Source organism: Mycolicibacterium chlorophenolicum, from assembly GCF_001044235.1.
Classification (GTDB): Bacteria; Actinomycetota; Actinomycetes; order Mycobacteriales; family Mycobacteriaceae; genus Mycobacterium; species Mycobacterium chlorophenolicum.
This window is the reverse complement of record NZ_JYNL01000056.1, coordinates 1-19,066: the sequence shown is the minus strand read 5'-3', so window position 1 is coordinate 19,066 and position 19,066 is coordinate 1. Positions and strand designations below refer to the sequence as shown.

At 64.7% G+C, this 19,066-nt stretch carries 14 protein-coding genes and 5 pseudogenes; 12 read left to right on the top strand and 7 right to left on the bottom strand.

The window, feature by feature from the left end:
* Positions 1-293: 293 nt before the first annotated feature.
* The 5 genes and pseudogenes from MCHLDSM_RS21540 to MCHLDSM_RS39670 all read left to right on the top strand — a co-directional run.
* Positions 294-1,154, top strand: a pseudogene (locus MCHLDSM_RS21540) (slipin family protein).
* A gap of 96 nt (positions 1,155-1,250) precedes the next feature.
* Positions 1,251-1,555 (top strand): annotated as a pseudogene (locus MCHLDSM_RS40535) (alpha/beta-hydrolase family protein); the annotation flags it as partial.
* Positions 1,556-1,825: 270 nt separating this feature from the next.
* A complete protein-coding gene (locus tag MCHLDSM_RS38190) occupies positions 1,826-1,984 on the top strand; it encodes a hypothetical protein (RefSeq protein WP_156455072.1) in 159 nt (52 codons plus the stop codon).
* A 183-nt stretch (positions 1,985-2,167) separates the two neighbouring features.
* Positions 2,168-2,437, top strand: coding sequence for a heavy-metal-associated domain-containing protein (locus MCHLDSM_RS21530; protein ID WP_048471944.1), 270 nt, complete (start codon positions 2,168-2,170; stop codon positions 2,435-2,437).
* A 498-nt stretch (positions 2,438-2,935) separates the two neighbouring features.
* A pseudogene (locus MCHLDSM_RS39670) lies at positions 2,936-3,085 on the top strand (DUF6790 family protein); the annotation flags it as partial.
* Positions 3,086-3,360: 275 nt separating this feature from the next.
* Here MCHLDSM_RS39670 and MCHLDSM_RS21520 read toward each other — a convergent pair.
* Positions 3,361-5,481, bottom strand: coding sequence for an NUDIX domain-containing protein (locus MCHLDSM_RS21520; protein ID WP_048471943.1), 2,121 nt, complete (start codon positions 5,479-5,481; stop codon positions 3,361-3,363).
* Between the two features lie 121 nt (positions 5,482-5,602).
* Positions 5,603-5,947: a hypothetical protein gene (locus tag MCHLDSM_RS21515; protein WP_201780398.1), complete on the bottom strand. Its 345-nt coding sequence runs from the start codon at positions 5,945-5,947 to the stop codon at positions 5,603-5,605.
* 734 nt (positions 5,948-6,681) lie between these two features.
* Here MCHLDSM_RS21515 and MCHLDSM_RS21510 point away from each other — a divergent pair.
* The 4 genes and pseudogenes from MCHLDSM_RS21510 to MCHLDSM_RS21495 all read left to right on the top strand — a co-directional run bounded on the left by MCHLDSM_RS21510 (position 6,682) and on the right by MCHLDSM_RS21495 (position 11,201).
* A pseudogene (locus MCHLDSM_RS21510) lies at positions 6,682-8,118 on the top strand (multicopper oxidase family protein).
* 551 nt (positions 8,119-8,669) lie between these two features.
* On the top strand, positions 8,670-9,020 hold the full coding sequence (locus MCHLDSM_RS35100; protein WP_053083052.1) for a DUF6629 family protein: 351 nt from the start codon (positions 8,670-8,672) through the stop codon (positions 9,018-9,020).
* On the top strand, positions 9,017-10,315 hold the full coding sequence (locus MCHLDSM_RS21500) for a class I SAM-dependent methyltransferase (RefSeq protein WP_048471942.1): 1,299 nt from the start codon (positions 9,017-9,019) through the stop codon (positions 10,313-10,315). Before MCHLDSM_RS35100 ends, MCHLDSM_RS21500 begins: the two co-directional genes overlap by 4 nt.
* Positions 10,316-10,931: 616 nt before the next feature.
* Entirely contained in the window at positions 10,932-11,201 is a 270-nt protein-coding gene (locus MCHLDSM_RS21495; RefSeq protein WP_053083051.1) for a hypothetical protein, read from the top strand.
* Between the two features lie 225 nt (positions 11,202-11,426).
* On the opposite strand, the pseudogene MCHLDSM_RS40530 reads toward MCHLDSM_RS21495, so the two are convergent.
* The 4 genes and pseudogenes from MCHLDSM_RS40530 to MCHLDSM_RS21475 all read right to left on the bottom strand — a co-directional run bounded on the left by MCHLDSM_RS40530 (position 11,427) and on the right by MCHLDSM_RS21475 (position 16,074).
* A pseudogene (locus MCHLDSM_RS40530) lies at positions 11,427-12,175 on the bottom strand (nitroreductase family protein).
* A 294-nt stretch (positions 12,176-12,469) separates the two neighbouring features.
* Positions 12,470-13,516, bottom strand: coding sequence for a type II glyceraldehyde-3-phosphate dehydrogenase (locus tag MCHLDSM_RS21485; protein WP_048471941.1), 1,047 nt, complete (start codon positions 13,514-13,516; stop codon positions 12,470-12,472).
* A gap of 59 nt (positions 13,517-13,575) precedes the next feature.
* Positions 13,576-15,249 (bottom strand): ABC1 kinase family protein, encoded by a 1,674-nt coding sequence (locus tag MCHLDSM_RS21480; protein ID WP_048471940.1) that lies wholly within the window; start codon positions 15,247-15,249, stop codon positions 13,576-13,578.
* Positions 15,250-15,381: 132 nt separating this feature from the next.
* Entirely contained in the window at positions 15,382-16,074 is a 693-nt protein-coding gene (locus tag MCHLDSM_RS21475; protein WP_048471939.1) for a methyltransferase family protein, read from the bottom strand.
* A 333-nt stretch (positions 16,075-16,407) separates the two neighbouring features.
* Between MCHLDSM_RS21475 and MCHLDSM_RS21470 the strand changes: the two genes are divergently transcribed.
* Together MCHLDSM_RS21470 and MCHLDSM_RS21465 are read left to right on the top strand one after the other, a co-directional pair.
* Entirely contained in the window at positions 16,408-17,370 is a 963-nt protein-coding gene (locus MCHLDSM_RS21470) for a phenylacetate--CoA ligase family protein (RefSeq protein ID WP_048471938.1), read from the top strand.
* On the top strand, positions 17,328-17,768 hold the full coding sequence (locus MCHLDSM_RS21465) for a phenylacetate--CoA ligase family protein (protein ID WP_048471937.1): 441 nt from the start codon (positions 17,328-17,330) through the stop codon (positions 17,766-17,768). Before MCHLDSM_RS21470 ends, MCHLDSM_RS21465 begins: the two co-directional genes overlap by 43 nt.
* 30 nt (positions 17,769-17,798) lie before the next feature.
* Here MCHLDSM_RS21465 and MCHLDSM_RS36450 read toward each other — a convergent pair whose 3' ends face one another.
* Positions 17,799-18,554, bottom strand: coding sequence for an alpha/beta hydrolase family protein (locus MCHLDSM_RS36450; protein WP_082169008.1), 756 nt, complete (start codon positions 18,552-18,554; stop codon positions 17,799-17,801).
* A 57-nt stretch (positions 18,555-18,611) separates the two neighbouring features.
* Here MCHLDSM_RS36450 and MCHLDSM_RS21455 point away from each other — a divergent pair.
* Positions 18,612-19,066 (top strand): helix-turn-helix domain-containing protein (locus tag MCHLDSM_RS21455; protein WP_234714142.1); only part of this gene is annotated, 455 nt, incomplete at both ends.

Here is a 19,066-nt window from a genome sequence, read left to right as displayed (position 1 = left end):
GGCTACACATTTACAATCACCACCGGCAACACTCGGCAATCGGCAAGGTCCCACCCATCACCCGATTGACCAACCTCCCTGGGCAGTACAACTAGCGGCGTGGTGCGATGTTGCACAAGCATCTGCCCGATCTTGTGGCCGATGTACCCAACGTTCGATGTCCTTTGGCACTGTTCACTGCGTGGGCCTCCCCGCATCCTGAGGGCGGCCGTCAATACCGCGGCCATCAACGGATTTCGGACGCTGATGCGAATTCCGCAGCCGTGAGGAGAAGTTATGAACACGAGGTCGTTGTGATCGCAGCAGTAGTCTTGGTGGCGCTAGCGCTGGCTGCGCTATCGACCCGCGTGGTCAAGCAGTATGAAAAGGGTGTGCTGTTCCGGCTCGGGCGGGTGATCGCGGTCAAAGAACCGGGGTTGAGGTTCATCGTTCCGGTGGTCGATCAGCTGCGGAAGGTGTCGCTGCCAATCATCACGATGCCGATCCAGTCACAGGGAATCATCACCCGCGACAACGTCAGTGTCGACATTTCCGCTGTCGCCTACTTCCGCGTCGTCGATGCCGAACGATCGGTGGTGGCGATCGAGAATGTGTACGAAGCGATCGACCAGATCGCACAGACGACCCTGCGCAAGGTGGTTGGACAGCACAGTCTGGATGAGGCTTTGGCGGAGACCGACGTCATCAACGCCGGGATCCGACAGATCCTCGATACGACCACCCTGGAATGGGGTGTGGAGGTCACCTTCGTCGAACTCAAGGACATTCAACTGCCCGACAGCATGAAACGGGCGATGGCCCGTCAAGCCGAGGCTGAGCGGGAGAAGCGAGCCAAAAATTATTGCGGCCCGAAGGTGGATCGATAGCGGCAGGCACTCGGCGAGGCTTCCGACATCATGGTGGCTCACCCGCTGGCCCTGCAACTACGCAACCTGCAGACGCTGGTCGAACTGGGGGGCGACAAGAACACCACGGTGGTGTTCCCGGCGCCACTGATGAGCGCGATCGGTGATATCGGCGCGTTCTTCGCCCGTGAAGCCGTCGCCTCCACGACCCTGGCGCCCACCACCCAGCCGCTAGTGACCCATCCGACATCACCAATGCCGACACCGATATCAAACGGAGCCGGGGCCGCCACGCTGACGACGGACTGAAGCACCATCGGAGGAGAAGATCACCAAAGCATCGGCGACCGTCGGCCGTCTGGCGCTCCTGAAATGCAACCGTTCCTGATTTTTGAACAGGACTCAGACTCACTCCCGTTCAGAAATCAGGAAGGGCAGAGGCCCAAGCTGGTGGTCTTCGGGGAGAGTCTGGGATCTTTGGCGGCGAGGCACCGGTATTGAGCCCAACAACATTGAGGCCCGCACCCCCACGGCGCCCCGTTCAGCGGTCCTGGGATCCGAATCTGCTGTTCCGCACCCCCGATTGGCTGCGGGAGAAACGCCGCTACGATGCGCCGCCCGGCATCGTATGGATCGCCGTGGTGACGTTTCTGCAGGTGATGGCCGACGTACCCATCGCGATCAATGTTCGCGACGGGTACGGCCAGCGCAATTAGTGCGCCCACCGGGATCTCACCCAGCGCCCGCGCGGCGGAACGTTCGATGATCGGGGCCAGGTCCGCCGTCAGGGCCGAAACATCGACCATGCCAGGTGCGGAGATTCGGGAGATCCTTCTCTGGGACGCTGAGGTATTCGGTAGCGTGGGAAACGGCTAAAGCGCAGCCGGGTCGGAATGAAGACAGCCGCTGATCGCCGCTGTTTCCAGAGGCAGTGAGCTTCGCGTCCACCACGTCGGTGACATCCTCACCTCAGGATCATCATGAACCAAGCCCACATCCCCTTTGACATCGACCAGACCCCACCCACCGACGGCCAGCGCAACGCCGCACAGCAGAAGAACGAGGGCAAGCCGCTCGCCGTAGCGGAACGCAGCGAGTGGGCGGCACGATTACGCGAACGGTTCTCGTGCGGCGGCTGACCAACCTATACACGACCGACACAGTCTTGCCGCGGGTGGAGGCCAAGTCTGCCACAACGGAGGCGGGTGTGAGGCGTAGACCTGACGCCGCTAGGTGACGAAAGGCCCTAGATACATATACCCCGCAGGGGTATAGACTGGCAGACGTGCTCGTTCGGGCACCTCGAAGAAAGGGTGGGGGCGATGACTGTCACCACATTCAAGGTCCAGGGCATGACGTGCGGGCACTGCGTGTCGACGGTGAAGGCCGCTGTCGGTTCGGTGCCCGGAGTGCAAGCCGTGGAGGTGGACCTGGCAACGGGCACCGTGACCGCGACCGGCGCGCTGTCGGAACACGCTGTGGTACAGGCGATCTCGCAAGCAGGCTATGCCGTGGTCGTGCCGGATTCAGAGCCGGTAGGCGGGCAATCCTTGCCGCTGGTTGGCGGTGCCGGCGGCTGTTGCTGCGGCTAAGTGGTGTGGCACGGAATTTCGGTGACGTATTCGACAGGCGGGTCAGGCAGCGAGGGTGCGATCAGCGTCATCGTGGCTGGCGATCAGCTCGAGTAGCGCGTGGAGGTCTTTCTTGGTGAACTTTCATTCGAACGGTGTGGCGATCTGTTCGTAGTACTGCTGAAGTTGAGCAGGCGTGACCTTGTCAAGGGTGTGGAAGTCGTTTGGAGAGAAGACTTTACGTTGCTCGTCGGAGAACTAGATTTCCACCTGGTTGAGCCAGGACGTGTGCACGGGCCGGGGGATTAGGCGCAGCGTTGCGCCAGCAAGCCTGGGGTCGATCAATGCTGGCCTGGCCGCGGTGTGAGGATCCTGTCGACCACCCAGGACACCCGGTACGCAGAGGCGTAGGGCTCAGTGGTCATGACCTGGTCGACGAGTCGGTCGAAGGGGTCATGCCGGTGGTGGCTTGAGAGCGGCCGAACACCTTGGCGCGGTGCACATCCCAGGCGGCCAGGTAGGCGAGCGGGCCTGCGCGGAAGGACTCCGCCTCGACGCCGCGGCGACGGCGGATTCCAACGGGAGACCGCGATGGGGGACTTGGCGGTCGGGGTGCCCGGAATCATGGCCTACTGGTTCCGGGGACACTTCTGGCTGACGACGACGATCGAGGGAGGGGCCCTCGACAGTCACCATCACCTCGACACCCCGATCGCCCGTGAGCGGGTCGCTGCCGCTCTGGAGGAAGCCGGCGACTTCCTCCCAGCCTCCGACTAAACCGAGCTGAACGGGCAGAAACGCCGCTCCCCGGCCACGTGAGCCGCTGTCGGGCATGCGACGAAGCTGAGCCATGGCGGTCACCGCGCCCCTTAGAACTATTCCGCGCCGGGTCCACGCCCGCGGTTCGGGGGGTGCGGTCTTTCGGTAGTGTTCGGGCAACGGGTTCAAGTCAGGTGCTCGATAATGCTGGCGGCGGCGCGTGGAGGCGAGGGGTCTTTGAGCAGGGCCAGCACCATGTCAATCACTGTTGCCGTTATCGGTCCGAGAAGGGTCAGATCGGGAGCGCCCGCGCCGGGCACACGGTCACGTTCTGGAGCCGAACAGGTAGCCGCGGAACGCATGCCGAGCTGTTGCAACGCCACGTCATGGACCGCGCTTACTTCGGCAATGTTGACCGGTTCGGTGTATGCCGGCCGCCCGGACCAGCCGAGCACCGGGGTAACCACGAACCCGCTCTGGGAATCGGCGAGGGCGGGCAGCACGCCGAGGATTTGCACGCTGGCCGGGTCCAGGCCCACCTCCTCGCGGGCTTCCCGCAACGCGGTGCAAACTGGACCGCTGTCCTGCGGGTCCCTTGCGCCGCCGGGAAACGCGAGGCGACCAGGGTAGTTTCGCAGGTCGGCGGCGCGTTCGGTGAGCAGCAGTGTCGGGCCGGTGGTGTCGCCCTCGGACAGCAGCACGAGCACCGCGGCCGGTCGCAGCGTGATCGGCTCGGGCGGCTGATGCTCAAGCTGCCGGTAGCGATCCAGTTCGGAGGCGAGGCGGGCGGCCCACCCGGGCAACTCTTGCCCTGCTACGAGTTGATCACCAGATGACGGGGCGGGGGAGTCGGCGCTGATCCAGCCGATAAGCCCCGAACGCACCCTGAGTGTCGCTACGCCTGGAGCGGCGTCTGGCGAGGCCACCAGACGGGTTTGCTGTCCCAGCCCGGGATGGCCGAAGAGCGCGCGGGACGCAATGCGTACGGCGTCGCCGCCTGTCCTCGCCCAGTCGGCGGGATTGTTTGCCACCGCGACAATGGCCTGTCCCGAACCGACCAGATGTGCAACCTGACCGGTGAACGGCGCCAGGCTCTCGCTCATTGCTGGCACCAACACCAGGTTCGCCCCGATCTCTGCCAGCGTGTGCACCGCCTGTGGATTGAGCAGATCGCGGCAGATGGCGAGCACCAAGTGCCAGCCGTCGGCGCTGACATAGACCCGCAGTTCCGGCCAGCCCTGCGGCTCGATGTCTTCCAGGATCGGCCGCTGGGCCGGCGAATGCTTGTCGTGTGTCAACGGCCGGTCCTGCCCGCGAACCCAGGCGATCGCCGTGTTGCGGCGCCGATGCGGCGAACCATCGGCGTGATGGTAACTGCCGGCCACCAGGACTCGCGGGCTGTCTGCGCGTCGCACCCAGTCCTGCAGGTATCGGGCCAGCGGCTTGGTGACGCACAGCTCGGGCAGCACCACGATGGAGGCACCAGCCTCGACGGCGCGGCCGATGAGCCGGTCGAGATGGCGGCGCTGCGCATCGAGGTCCGTCGGCCGCACCGGAAAGGCGGGCTGTGCGGGATCAGAGGGCAACGTGAACTCCGTTAGGGCACGATTGGGGTGACAGGTCGCGATGATGGTGTCGGGTGTGACCAGACGGCTCAAGGCGTCCGACAGGCTGTAGTCGAACACGACCTGGAACTGGGTCGCCCACCCGCCGGCCAGTCGGACCCGGCGCGTCTCATCCAGCCGATTCGCCAGCCGCCAGGGCGGGGAGGTGGGCCGCATGTCCAATACCTCGCGGATGTCGGGGCCACCCAAAGGAATTGGGTCACCTACCCCTGGCTGATAGGGGCTGCGGCTGCGGAACCAGTCGGCGAAAAACTGCCCATAATGGTCATCGAGGAACTGCGCGAGAGCGTGCGCGATGACCGCCGGCGCCGCCCCATTCACCGGTTTCAGCGCCTCAGCCAGAACGTGACGAACCTGCGGGTCCAAGGTCGCGGCGGTCGGGTGTGACCCGGCGAGCGTGCGTAGCGGAGCGAGCACGCTTGTGACCGTTGCGCGGAGGTCGGGGTTGCCCGCTTGCTCCCACAGCACCCGATGCTCATCGCGACACAGGCGCAACAGATGGGTCACTGTGACGAGCGGATCCGGCTCGCTTTGGACCGCGGCGCGCAGGGCCGCCAGCCGCTCGGCCGGAGAATTCAGCGGGGCCACGCATGGCGAGCATGGCAGGCCCTCAGAGCCGATTCCATTGCCGGTCCCTGCCGGTGGGGATGTGGGCGCGCCCGACAGATCGTTGCCCGTCATGCCGACACCCAGTTCCTAGCCCAGAGTGAAAGGCGTCGAGTACTGATCGGCGTTAACCTCCGGAAAGCCCGAGCCGTCCACGCGCTGACGTTTCGACCCGACAAACCTGCCCGGAACCGACTCATGCCGCGCGGCCGTCGTCATAGGTCGCGACTTCGTGCGCAGCCATCCTCGGCGGAGCGCCTTGCGGCCGACTTCCATCAGGGTCGTACCTGTCTTGCGGCGGCGAGAGTCGACCGTCGCGAAGTGCCCGACCGATGTTGGCCATTACGCATTGCAGTACGGCGTTGCAGGCGCCCCCGTCGTTCACGACGTCCTTGAACCCGTTGTGCAGCAGGCAGGCCTCCACCCGTCGGTCGATCGGCCAGTTCGCGTAGATCGGTCCGGCGAATTCTGAACCGAGAAACTTCCAGGCGATAGCGTGCAGCCGCCCTGTTGCCAGCTCGCCGTGATCGGCGGGCGTCATCGCCATCCCTCGCGGTTGTGTGTCCACGCCGTGAAGTTTTCGCGCCAAGTCCGCCCGCCAATAGAGACGAATGTCATCGAAGCGCCGGTCATTCGTCTCGCGGATCGAATGATTTTATGTACCTGGCTCCATTCGTGTCCCCTTGAGCATTTTTCCGACAGCCGCGGAGGTTAACCAAGCGGAGTAAGTGGACGGCTGCCTGTCGACACCAGCCAGGAATCAGGTGGGCTGCGGTGCGATTTGGCGAATTTGTCGTGCCCTGCGACGTCACCCGCTCGTGCGCCTCAGCGACCGGATCGAATTAGTAGTCGCGGCAGTGGGCCTCGCGATCGCTCTGGCCACGGTTCCCGTCGCCGGCGCCATCGGCACTCAGAAAGCGATGAGGCGCGCAGTATTTGGCGCCCGTGAGCTCGGCGCGCCGCCTACCATAGCGCGGCGTCGGGATAGCGATACGCCCCTTCCGAGGCCGACGTGATTGCGACACGAACGCGTTCTTCACGCTGAACATCGTGCGCGGCCACCGACGCCCGAATGGGTCGTGTCGCGGCCGATCCGACACGAACATGCACCGGCGACTCACCGTCCTTCGCACGGCCTGACTTTGCGGATCTGGCCGTTCCGCTTTCCGCCCGCACAGCCGTTGCAGCCAGGAGCGAAGGTCTCCCAACATGATGACAAAGGTCGCCGCGAGCAACGCGGACACACCTTGATTCGGCTTCGGAAGGCCATCCACTATGACAGAGATCGACCGCCGGGTTTTCCTGCGCGCGGGCCTAGCCGCCACCGGGCTCGGTTTGCTGGCCGCGTGCACGGCCCGAACCAGCGGCGGCGGACTGATCCTGCCCGGCGGTCAGCAAGTGGGGGCGGCGGAGGCCGGCCGCCGCAGCACCGGGCAGATCCGCGCCTATCAGCTCACCGCCCAGGAAGGCGCGGTCGACCTCGGTGGCAAGCAGGTCAGGGCGTGGACATACGGTGCAGCTGCCGGGGCGCGAGATCCGGGTGCGCGCCGGTGATGTCGTGGAGGCCACGCTGACCAACCGGCTACCGGCCGACACCACGATCCACTGGCACGGGGTCGCCCTGCGCAATGACAGGATGGCGTCCCAGCACTCACGCAGGCGGCCATCCCTACCGGTGGCAGCTTCGTTTACCGGTTCGTCGCTGACACCCCGGGCACTTACTGGTTTCACCCGCACACCGGGGTGCAGCTCGACCGCGGCCTGTATGCACCGCTGATCGTGGAGGACCCCGCCGAATCCGGCGGTTACGACCAGGACTGGACCGTGGTGCTCGACGACTGGCTCGACGGCACCACCCCCGACGACGTGTTCGTCAGCCTGCGCGTCGGCACGAGCATGGGCCCGATGAACACCACGAGCGCCGTGCTGGGTGGCGACGCCGGAGACGTCAGGTACGCGTATTACTTGATCAATGGGCGTCTGCCCACCGCCCCGGCCGCGTTTACCGCCCAACCCCGCCAGCGGGTGCGGATCCGGTTCATCAATGCCGGCGGCGACACCGCGTTCCGCGTGGCATTGGGCGGGCACCGGATGAGCATCACCCACACCGACGGCTTCCCCGTCACCCCCATCGACACCGACGCACTTCTGATCGGCATGGGTGAGCGTTATGACGTCGTGGTCACCCTGGGTGACGGCGTGTTCCCGCTGGTGGCGCTTGCTGAAGGCAAGGACGCCACGGCGCTGGCGCTGGTCCGCACCAGCGCCGGCCAGCCGCCACCACAAGCCAGACCGAAGGAACTGGACGGGGCCGTCATAGGCTACGACACGCTGCACGCGATCCCCACCGCTGCGCTACCGGGGCGGCCCGTCGACGTCGAACACCGCCTGGACTTGACCGGCAACATGATGAGCTACGACTGGGGTATCAACGGACGCCAACTCGACTTGTCCCCCAATGTGATTCGGCAAGGCCAGCGGGTGCGGGTGAGCTTCACCAACACCACCACGATGTATCACCCGATGCACATCCACGGTCACACGTTCCAAATCAACGGCAACGGCCCCCGCAAGGACACCGTCATCGTCCTCCCGCGCCAGAAGGTCAGCTGTGACTTCGACGCTGACAACCCAGGCCAGTGGATACTGCACTGCCACAACATCTATCACGCCGAAGCCGGTATGGCCGCCGTCCTCGGCTACGAACAGTGACACACCAATACCCGAGCGAGCATCGAAGCAGGTTGCGCTCGCTCCGACGGTATCGCTTATCGGCACCTGGAATCGGCAACTCGTCAGCACTGGGCAATTACCATTGATCAGCAGTACCGCTGAGTTGTTGTGCGCACGCACGCAACAAACACGGTAGGGCGATTGCTTGACACTGTTCGAAATGGGTAGCAAATCCGCTGTCATCGTGCCACCGCACGCCGGTCGTAACCGCAACCGTTCGGGCCAATGTGATGCCGACGACGACCTCAACCTTGTCCTGTGGCCGGTGTTGCAGCGGACCCGCAAGCGCCGGCGGTCCTGCGGGTCTGGGACTTAAGCCCCTAGGCCGGACGAGTGGTGAGCGCGAGACTTCTTTATCACCACGGCGATTCGGCCGCCTGTGAAGCCTTGAGTGCCATCGGCGAACGCTCGCGGCAACGGGTCATCTCCCGGCCCGGCTGCCCAACGAAGACGAAAGAGGGTGGACATGTGTTTCTCCGCGACTGCAAGCTTCACCGCCGGTCGGCGTCTTCTTGGCTCTGGGTCTTGGAGTGGGCCTCTACCTGCTGTACTTCATTGTCCGGTTCCCGGTCACCTCCCACGTCCACAACCGGAGCATCTTGCTGACCACCTGCGTCGGCCCGCTGTTTTCCAGCCACCGCTGCATCAACGTCTTCGGTGTATTCGCGTTCGTGCTGGCCATCGTCGCAGCGCTGATATCGGTCACGACGTTCGTGTCGGTGTGGTGCTTTTTGGCCGCCGTGCTGAGCGTGCTCGTCTACATACATTTCAGCGGCGCGATGCAGGCGTGCCGGCCCGCTCTGGCCCGTTCATCTCGCGGGTTGCCCCATGATGGGTCCGGCACACCGGTCGCATCGAGATCGCACGGAGGTCTGCGATGACGACCGCTGAAACGGTGGCGCCACTGGTTCACGCGACCTTGGGCCCAGACGTTCCGGTCAAGATCAGATGCTGGGACGGCAGCCGGTCGGGACCTACGTCCGCGCCGTGGCAGTTGAATTTCGTCAATCGCCGGGGTTTGCGGCGGCTGTTGTGGGCTCCGAATGAACTCGGCTTCGCACGAGCCTATGTATCCGGCGACATCGACGTCGAGGGAGACTTGCCCGCCGGCCTGGCGGTTTTGGAGCAGATGTCAGACCCGAGTCGCGGCCCCGGTGTGCGTGTCGACGCCGAGATGAAGAAGGCACTGGCGAAAGCGGTGCTGCGGCTGGGGATTCTCGGGCTGCCACCCAAGCCACCAGCAGAGGAGGCGAAACTAGCGCGCGGGCACCGGCACAACAAGCGTCGCGACGCCGTCGCGATCGCCCATCACTACGACGTTGGCAACGCCTTCTACCGACTCGTGCTCGGTGAGTCGATGACCTACTCGTGCGGGTACTGGGCGCAAGCCGGCGAGGATCTGGACGCGGCTCAGTACGCTAAGTGCGATCTGGTGGCCCGCAAGCTGGGCCTGACTGCGGGCATGCGGGTGCTCGACGTCGGCTGCGGATGGGGGACCTTCGCCCTGCACGCGGCGCGCAATTACGGTGTACATGTCGTGGGCGTGACTTTGTCGCACGAGCAGGCGGAGTATGCGAGCAAACGGATGGTCGCCGAGGGCATCGCCGAGCGGGTGCAGATCCGGGTGCAGGACTACCGAGATGTCTGCGACGGGCCGTTCGACGCGGTCTCGAGTATCGGCATGGCCGAGCATGTCGGTGTCGCGCTGCTGCCGACATACGCCGCGCACCTCCACGCGCTGCTGCGTCCACAGGGGCGGTTGCTCAACCACGCGATCTCGCGGCGGCCGGGCGAACGCGCGGGCTTCTCCAATACGTCCTTCATCGATCGTTATGTGTTCCCCGACGGGGAGCTCGAACCGGTGGCGACGATGATCGAAGCGCTCGAGGGGGCGGGCTTCGAGATACGCGACGTCGAGTCGCTTCGCGAACACTACGCGCTCACACTTCGGGCTTGGGTGGCGAATCTGGAAGGCAACTGGGCGGACGCGGTCGCGCTCAGCAGCGCTGGCCGGGCGCGGGTATGGCGCCTGTATATGGCGGCCTCGGCGCTGGGGTTTATGGCCAACCGGCTCGGGGTCAACCAGATTCTGGCAGTCAAATGCGACGCCCGCGGTCACAGCGGCATGCCCACCAGCCGCACCGACCTCCTGCAGTCGCGGGCATCGAAATCGTGAGCAGCGGCCTGATGGCATCGCAAGTGGTGCATCCGTGGTTGTGACTGCGAATGTGCGCTTGGCGGATGCTCCCCGCGTTGGCGCAGGTGGTTTCGATGCGGTGCGCTCGCCTTCAGCGCGACCGCATGAGTAGCAGTATGGAGCCGGCCAACGGGTCCAGCCCCTTCGAAGTGATGACCGCTTCGATCATGCACCCTTGGCGGAGGCGGGTCATGAGCTGAACCCACCCACGGCTCCTCTATCACCGGCGTCCCGATTATCCCCGTGGTCCATCATCCCGCGCCCGCCGCGGGGGCCCAGAGCGTCCGGCGTGGTTTCTAACGGCGGCATGCCGAAGACGCCGTGCAAGACGTACCCCCCGCCCAGCAGCCCCGCCACCCGCACCAAGAACGCGGCCGAGAATCCCCAGCATCTGTTGCCTGGTCAGTTCGTCCATATATTTCAGGTAATTCGTCGCATTCCCTACCCAGCGATAGACGATGACCCAAGAAAGACCGCTTGGAGGAGATTGAGACACATGACTGAATCACCTGAACCGAGCACCGAATGAACCACACTCACCGGGCAGCCGCGGGCCGTCGTGCCGCCGATCCGCGACGATGACCGGGGAACTCGAATGAACTCGATTCTGGTGGGGGTAGCCATCGTCGCCGGTGTCGTCTTCGTCGTCGCGGTGATTTTCTTCTCCGGCTTCTTCATCGGCAGGAGCACCGCCGATCATCGCGGTTACCACGGCGGCCAGATGGGTCCTGGAGGGATGATGGGCCCGGCGATGATGGGGCCGGGAATGATGGGGCCCGGCGGTCAGATGGGTCCTTCCGGTCCGATGGGGCCCGGCCAGCAGCACTCGCCCACGATCACGGCGCCAACAACGCCACGTCCGTAAACCCCCGGCTCACCGGATGCGAGCACGCCCACTATCGCAGCATCGAGAGGTCTCGGGATGAAGGTATAGGTCATGCGCGTGGAGGCAAGCTGCGCCTATGTGTCACGGCACCTATGCCGAGACCGCCTGCCGGCCGAACCGGAACCCTTCGCCATCTCTCCAGTTCGAGCCTGTACTGGACGACGCCGCGCCCCTGGTTGACATTGTGGTCAGAGGCCTGCCGTATCAGGTGTCAAGCCACGCGCGGTTGCCGTATGCGTCGAGGTGCGTCACCTGCTCGACTGGTTTGCGGGTGGTCGGCCCGTAGCGCCCCTGGGGCCAACCGAGCGGCACGATGCAGCAGGGAGTTACCGAGAGCGGCAGGTCGAGGATCTTGCGGGCTGAGGTCACGCTCCACAGCGGCAGGGTGATCAGCGACGCACCCAGCCCCATGGCTCGCGCCGCTAGTAGCAGGTTCTGCACACTCGGGTAGATCGATCCAAAGAACGACGTCGTGACCACATGAGGCGCGGCACGTACGGCATGCGCAGGCTTTCGCTCCCGGCCAGGCGCGGACCGGCCCGAAGGCAGGGCACCACGAAGGACCGGGATCTCACTGAAGTGCTCGACCTGCCATTGCACCGCTCGCAGCATCTTCGTCATCGAGTCGTCGCCGCAGCGATGCGCTGACGGACGCCGCCGGACACCAACCAGGCCTGGCGGTAGCGCCTGGCGAACTTCTCCTTGACGCGGCGATCCTTCACGACCACGAACTCCCAGTTCTGTCCATTCGAACCGGTCGGCGCCCGCAGCGCCAGCTCGATGCACTTCAACACGACCGCATCATCGACCGGGTCGGGAAGAAGGCGTCGCACCGCTCGCTGGGTCATCATTGCTTCGAGCAGCGGCATCTCGAGACCGGCGAGAGCCTCGGCGGCGGTCGGGACGCCCGGAAGCGCCTGAGGGGGAAAATCGGAGTTCGGTGCGTCTGCCATGACCACCGACGCTACGGCCCAAATGGTGGGCGGCACGCCTGATCCAGGCACATCCGCGCTCGAGAGGGATGCTTCACGCTGCGCTGCGTGGTTGTCTGGCTGTTGGCTGTGACCGTGCGAGGCGTCGTCGACTTGTCACCCACCCAATCGTCGCGAAACAGGAAAGTGCCGGGATTGTCAGCGGTGGGTGGCAGTGACGGTTCAAGAAACGATCCTGCCCGGTCGTCGAGGCGAATGGCGCGGGATTGGCGACGTACAGCGTTCGCGGCCCCTTTCGATGAATGATCCTCACGCTCAGACCACTTTCGAACCGAAATCTTGTCGCACACCTAGGGTTTCATCGGTCCGGCGGATCGAGTCGGCAGCTTCGGTGACGGTTCCGGACAAGGCGCGGATGGCGTCGATGTTTTCCGGGATGACGATCGCTTGGTTGTCGACGGTATAGGTGTAGAAGAGTTCTGTGCCTTCGACGGTGAGGATGTCTTCCCACAGGGCGACCTCGTACATGTCACCGCGGGGCCGACCGATATCCCTCATCAGTTCGATGGTGCTGTTGGGGGCCACGATGCCGTCGGCTGCGCGGACCAGGGCGATGCGGGGCATCGCTCTCAGCGCTTCCAGAATTTCGTCGCGTCCGGCTCGACGTGCCAGTTCCACGGTCCAGAAGTGCAGATGGTTCTGGGTGTGGGAGCCCTTGGCCGCCATGGTGACCACGTCCAGGTCGGGGTCCACCGTCTGCGCGTCCGGTCCTTGGTGGCTGGGGATGCGGCTCTCCGGAAGAATGGTGTTCATGATGCCGGAGTGATCCGATTCCCACGGGTCGGTGGCTCGGCGAATGAGAACTCCACGGGCCTTGGCCAGCAGGGCTGCGTCTTTGAGGGCAGTCAGGGTCCGCACGGTCGCGGTGGTATTACATGAGACCACCCGCGTGGCGGCGCGGCCCACCGCCGTGGCGTAGTTGGCGTGGGCGACGAACGAGTGGCCGGTGAGTGCATGTTTCTCGCCACCCTGGAAGATGGCCTTGACCCGATGTTCACGGTAGAGGTCGAGGTTGGCGGCACCGATCTTGGCCGGTGTGCAGTCCACGACGACGTCGACCGCCTCCAGTAGCTGGGGCAACACGCCAGCAACCGGTATGTTCGCCGCCGTCATCTGTCGTGCGTGTTCTGCCGTCACCGCGTAGACAGGGATGTCCAAAGCGATGGCGGTTTTGACCCGGTAATCCGCGATCACGTCGCTGACCCCGACCATTTCCATGTCGGGCTGGGCCCGTACCGCATCGGCGACACGTTTGCCGATGACTCCGTAACCGTTCACACCGACGCGTACCTTCGTGGGCATATCGGCATCCTTCCCTGGATCACTTGCACCGGTTCCGCGGCCGCGGTCTTAGGTACGTTTCACTGTGCGCGGCGGCGTTTGCGTGGCGGACGCCCAGCCCATACGCGGTAGGTGCCCAATGAGCCGGCTGTGCCTAAACCCGCCCGCACTAGCGGGCTGGTCCAGGGTTTTTGCCGGCCGGGGTCGCCCGCGGCCACCACATCGCCGATCGCCCGGACGATGGCCGCGGCCATGATGGCCACGACCAGACGCTGTCCGGTGGCCTCGAGCCGGTCCACCAACGGGTCCAATTCGGTTGCCCGCAAATGGACCTCGGGGCCACCCGCATCGAACACACTTTGCAGCCGACGTAGCTGCTCGGGCAGCTCCTCGACGGCGCCCAACACGTCGACACCAGCCTGCCCGAGACGATGGGCCACCGCTGCGGGTGTAAAGCGTTGCGAGAGCAGCCGCTGAGCGTAGGGAGTGATGATCAGCGCCAGCTGGAACTGCGGGTCCAGTTGCGCCCCCAATCCCTCGACCATGACGAGCATCTTCAGCAGCAGCGCCAATTGGCGCGGCAGCTGAAGGTGGTAGTGACGGATGACGCCAAGAACCTCCTGGATCAGTGCGCCGAGGGGGATCTCGCCGAGCGCCCGCTTCTCATACGGTTCGATGATCGGGGTCAGATCGGCGGTCAGAGCCGACAGGTCGACGGTGCCGCGGACAGACGCGACGTCCGCCACAGCGGAGGCGACCCGGCGGGGATTGTCTCGTGCGATGGCGATGAGCAAGGTCCCGAGCTTGTCGCGCAGTTGCGCATCGATGTCGCCGACCATGCCGAAGTCGATCAGACCGATGCGGCCATCGGGTTGGATGAACAGGTTGCCTGGGTGGGGATCGGCATGGAAGAACCCGTCGTCGAAGATCATCTGCGCCACCATCCGTGCGGCGCGCACGGCCAAGGCCGGGCGGTCGATGCCGGCAGCGTCCAGCGCCGGCAGGTCGCTGACCTTGATTCCTGTGATCCGCTCGAGGGTCAGCACGCGCGAGGTGGTGGTGTCCCAATAGATCCGCGGAATGCGGACGTCGTCATCGCCGCCGAAGTTGGTGGCGAAGCGCTCGGCATTGCGGCCCTCTTGGAGATAATCGAGTTCGGCGCGCAGTGTGTGGCCGAACTCCTCGGCGATACCGATCAGGTCGTAGTCGGCGGCGGCGTCCCAACGGCGAGTGGCCCGGGCGGCCAAGTTCCGCAGTATTTCCAGGTCCTGCTCGACCTGTTCGACGACGTCTGGACGGCGCACCTTGACGACAACATCGGTGCCGTCGGTGAGAACGGCGGCATGGGCCTGTCCCAGTGAGGCACTGGCCAGTGGCTCCCGCTCGAACGTGGTGAAAATTTCCGACGGCGCAGCCCCGAGTTCGCGTTCGATGACATCGGCGATGACGGTGCCGGGGACGGCAGGTGCGGAGTCCTGCAGTCTCGCCAACTCCCGCCGGTAGGGTTCGGGCAGCAGGTCCGGACGGGTGGAGAGAACCTGGCCCAGTTTGACGAAGGTGGGGCCGAGCTGTTCGAGTGCCAGACGTAAGTGCTCGGGATTCGAGTAGGGCTGCTCACGGCGTTCGTGGCCCAGCAACCCGTGGTGAAAGGGCAGCCATCGCTGCAGGCCTGCAGCGCCGACCAGGAAGCCCAATCCGTGTCGGGTCAGGGTTTCGGCGATCTGCCGGTAGCGCTCGGCGTGGTTTCCCGGCATCAGTTCAGTCCCGCAGATTGAAGTCGGAAACGATGACCGCGAAATGAACGAACCCCACTGTGGATCTCAATGGCTCGATGAGTCCTGCGGTGGCGGTGCAGCGTAGCGCTGGTCAACATCGGTACCACGTGTTCAGCGGTTGCTGCCGGCGTGCGGGGTTGTTCGTGGGCCCCCATGATCCGGGCTGACCCGGTGTGTAGTCGGCGCTCGGTGCGGGATGAATGCTGGTGTGCGGGCCGCGTATTGGTCCCACGCGGCACCGAATTCGGCGGCCACCTCACGTTCTTCTCTACGCGCCAAACGGGCGTATACCCACAGCAGAACCGGGAACATGATCAGTGTCGGGATGGTCGGCCACTGCAACAGGAACCCGATCATCACCAGCGCGAACCCGTCGTACTGCGGATGGCGCACCCACGCGTAGGGGCCGGTGGTCGCCAGCCGGCCGGTCCGCGCGGCCTCGTGCAGCGGCCGCCACGCGGCGGAAATCAACCAGAACCCGCCGCCGATGGCCACATAGCTGGCCAAATGGAACGGGCTCAGATGCGGATCCCAGCGCCAGCCGATCAGGTCATTCCACAGGTGCCCGCCCGCGTGAGTGTTGCGCAACAGCGGAAACCGTGTACCCAACCAGCTGCCCAGCAGATAGACCGTCAATGGGACGCCGTACATCTCGGTGAACAACGCCACTAGGAACGCCGTGTAGCCACCCATCACCCGCCAGTCGCGCTTGGTGCGCGGACGGAAGAAACTCAGCCCGAACATGACGAAAAGCGCCGTGTTCAGGATCACTAACGGCCACAAGCCGTATGCAGCGTCAGCCATGAGCGCCTCCTTCTCAGTACGTGGGTCAACGGTGCGTCGATTCACCGCCTGAGGGCAATGGCCAAAAGGCCGTGCCAGGAAGACATAATGACCCCTGGGTGCCTACCTAAAGTCCCTGTCGGTGCCGGGATCGATCGGCCACGATGAAATCCCCGGTGGCTTGCGGGATGCGAGGATAGAGGGCTGCGAGGTGAAGAATCACTTTGGAAACGAGTGTGATTCGGGTTGCGGCGCCGCGGTGGCGTGCATGGCGCTTGGCGTGCGTCGGAATGAGACAAGCCTGTGGCCCTCACTGACCGGTCAGGCGATTCACTATTGGCATGAGGAGGACCGGTGAACATCGCGATGATCTCGCGGGTGTTGTGGCGCCGGCGAGCACTGCGCCGTCGGGAGCGTTGGACTCGAGCCGAACTGCTGAAGCACCAACAGCGAGAACTGGCGACATTGCGGGCGTTCGCGTCCGTGCAGTCGCCGTTTTACCAGCACCTGCATCGCGGCCTTGAGCGGGCACCGCTAAACGAGCTGCCGGTGATCACCAAGGCTATGTTGATGGACAATTTCGATGCGCTGAGCACTGACTCGGCCGTACGGCTGAGACGTCTGCAGGCGTACCTCGACGAGCTCACCACCAACGATCCCTTCGCCGGCCGGTACTGGGTGTCGGCGACGTCGGGAAGCTCTGGACGCAAGAGCATCATCCCCACCGACGCACACGAATGGGCAATGATGATCGCGTCCTACGGCCGCGCCAACGAGTGGGCGGGCACCAGGTCGGGGTTGACCCACCCGGTGAGCATGGCGGTGGTCAGCTCCAGCACCGTCTGGCATCAATCATCTCGAGTCGCCGCCACGGTGCGCAGCCCGTTTATTGCCAGCCAACGCCTCGATGCGGCCAGCCCGCTGCCCGACATCGTCGCCCGGCTCAACCAGATTCAACCCGACGTGCTGATTGCCTACGCGTCGATGATCAAAGCATTGGCCTATGAACAGCTCTCCGGCCGGCTGGATATCGCTCCACGCGCGGTGAACTCTTCCTCCGAGGTGCTCACCGCCGATGCCCGTGCCCTGGCGCTGCGTGCCTGGCAGGTGCCTCCATACAATGTGTACGCGGCCACCGAGACCGGCGGCATCGCAGCCGAATGCCATCACCACGGCGGCATGCACCTCTTCGAGGACCTCGTCATTCCCGAGGTCGTCGACAACGACTACCACCCGGTTCCGCCCGGCAGACGGGCGCTCGGCTTCTGGTCACCGTGCTGTTCAGCCGGACGATCCCGCTCATCCGCTACGAGTTGACTGACCGGATCCGGCTCGCCACCCACGCCTGCGCCTGCCCGCTGCGGTTCGCGCTCGTGGACTCGATCGAAGGCCGCACCGACGACGTGTTGGTTCTGCGGTCGCCCGATAAGGGAACGTTCTCGGTGCATCCCGTAGTTTTCCATCAGGTGCTCGACCTTCTTGATGCCGGCGGCTGGCAGGTCCGCCAACACGACGACGCACTCGATGTGCTCGTCATGAAGCCCGGGCCCGCATTCGATCCGATCGCCACCGAACGCGCGGTGCACCAGGCCCTTGCTAAAGCGGGCGCGGAACTTCTTGGGATACATGTGACACCAGTGGACTCCATACCGGCCGGTGCTGGCGGTAAGCGTCCACTGATCGTGGCCCAGCACCGCTCTCCCGCGAAATCCTAGGCAGACGAGGTAGGTCGGTGAATCCTGTGATTACAGCGTTTCGTCGAGCCAATCGAACAACACCTGATGCAGCAGCGTCAGGTTGCCGAACTGGCAATGCTCCTCCGCGCCTTCTTCTTCGGTGAACACACGCAGTGTCTTGGGCGCCCGCAACGTGGCGTAGAGCTGGTCGACCTGTTCTCGGGGAATGAAGTGATCCTTCTCACCGTGCAGAATCAGCGTCGGCTGCCCGATGAGTGCCGCCGTCTCGTTGAGTGAATATCGCCGCATCTCCTCGACGAGCTCGACGGGGTCGTGCACCCCATGCACCCACTTGGCGTTCGTAACCGCCCACCGCAGTCCGGTGTTGCGACGCATCGCCACATCGAGTGCGGCCTGGACCAGCCGCGGCGATTTCAACTTGGCCAGCAGCCCCAGCGCCGGTTTCGTTGTGGTTTGCGTTGTCCACCAATCGAAGACGACACCATGCACAATCAAAGTTTTTATGCGCGACTCGAATGCTGCCGCGCGGGCCGCGTAATAGCCGCCCAGGCTCGTGCCCATCAAAGCGATGCGCTCGGGGTCAACCTCGGGACGCGTCAGCAGATAATCGACGGCCGCACGGACGGGGACTTCATAGTCGGGCCGGGCAGGCAGACGCTGGACGCGCAGCGGTTCTCCCTGTCCGGGTCCTTCAAACGTGAGCACACTGTAGCCGCGCGCTGATGCTGCTGCCGCCGCCAGGAAATACAGCTCCTCGCCGGTCTGTGGTGTTTCAGGACATACGCATAGGGTGTCGCAACACATCGGTATAGCCGGGCGGGGTGACCGTCAGCGCTATGTCGAAGGCTCGTCTGGTCATCNTCCGATGTCGCCCGCGACTACGGGGTGTCGCAGTCCTGGATATCGCGGCTGGTCGCCCGGTACCGACTGGACGGCGACGCGGCCTTCGAGCCGCGCTCGCGGCGTCCACACACCAGCCCGACCCGTCTGCCTGACACCACGATCGCCCTGATCGTCGAGCTGCGCGCCGAACTGTCCAGCAAAGGCCTCGACAGCGGCCCGTCAACCATCGCCTGGCACCTGCGCCACCACCACGCCACGACCGTGTCAGCGGCATCGATCAGCCGCCACCTACACGCCGCCGGCCTCGTCGAACCCACACCACGCAAACGACCCAAAAGCTCCTACATCCGCTTCGCCGCCGAACAACCCAACGAAAGATGGCAAGCCGACTTCACCCACTGGTGGCTCGCCGACCGCACCCACGTCGAAATACTGGACTGGCTCGACGACCACTCCCGCTACGCCATCTCCGT

What these genes read in the sequence shown, in the direction of transcription:
- MCHLDSM_RS21530 (WP_048471944.1), top strand. Translation starts at nt 2,168, where the DNA reads ATGACTGTCACCACATTCAAGGTCCAGGGCATGACGTGCGGGCACTGC.
- MCHLDSM_RS38190 (WP_156455072.1), top strand. Translation starts at nt 1,826, where the DNA reads ATGAACCAAGCCCACATCCCCTTTGACATCGACCAGACCCCACCCACC.
- MCHLDSM_RS21520 (WP_048471943.1), bottom strand. Translation starts at nt 5,481, where the DNA reads ATGACGGGCAACGATCTGTCGGGCGCGCCCACATCCCCACCGGCAGGG.
- MCHLDSM_RS36450 (WP_082169008.1), bottom strand. Translation starts at nt 18,554, where the DNA reads ATGTGTTGCGACACCCTATGCGTATGTCCTGAAACACCACAGACCGGC.
- MCHLDSM_RS21500 (WP_048471942.1), top strand. Translation starts at nt 9,017, where the DNA reads ATGACGACCGCTGAAACGGTGGCGCCACTGGTTCACGCGACCTTGGGC.
- MCHLDSM_RS21475 (WP_048471939.1), bottom strand. Translation starts at nt 16,074, where the DNA reads ATGGCTGACGCTGCATACGGCTTGTGGCCGTTAGTGATCCTGAACACG.
- MCHLDSM_RS21485 (WP_048471941.1), bottom strand. Translation starts at nt 13,516, where the DNA reads ATGCCCACGAAGGTACGCGTCGGTGTGAACGGTTACGGAGTCATCGGC.
- MCHLDSM_RS21515 (WP_201780398.1), bottom strand. Translation starts at nt 5,947, where the DNA reads ATGACGCCCGCCGATCACGGCGAGCTGGCAACAGGGCGGCTGCACGCT.
- MCHLDSM_RS21495 (WP_053083051.1), top strand. Translation starts at nt 10,932, where the DNA reads ATGAACTCGATTCTGGTGGGGGTAGCCATCGTCGCCGGTGTCGTCTTC.
- MCHLDSM_RS21480 (WP_048471940.1), bottom strand. Translation starts at nt 15,249, where the DNA reads ATGCCGGGAAACCACGCCGAGCGCTACCGGCAGATCGCCGAAACCCTG.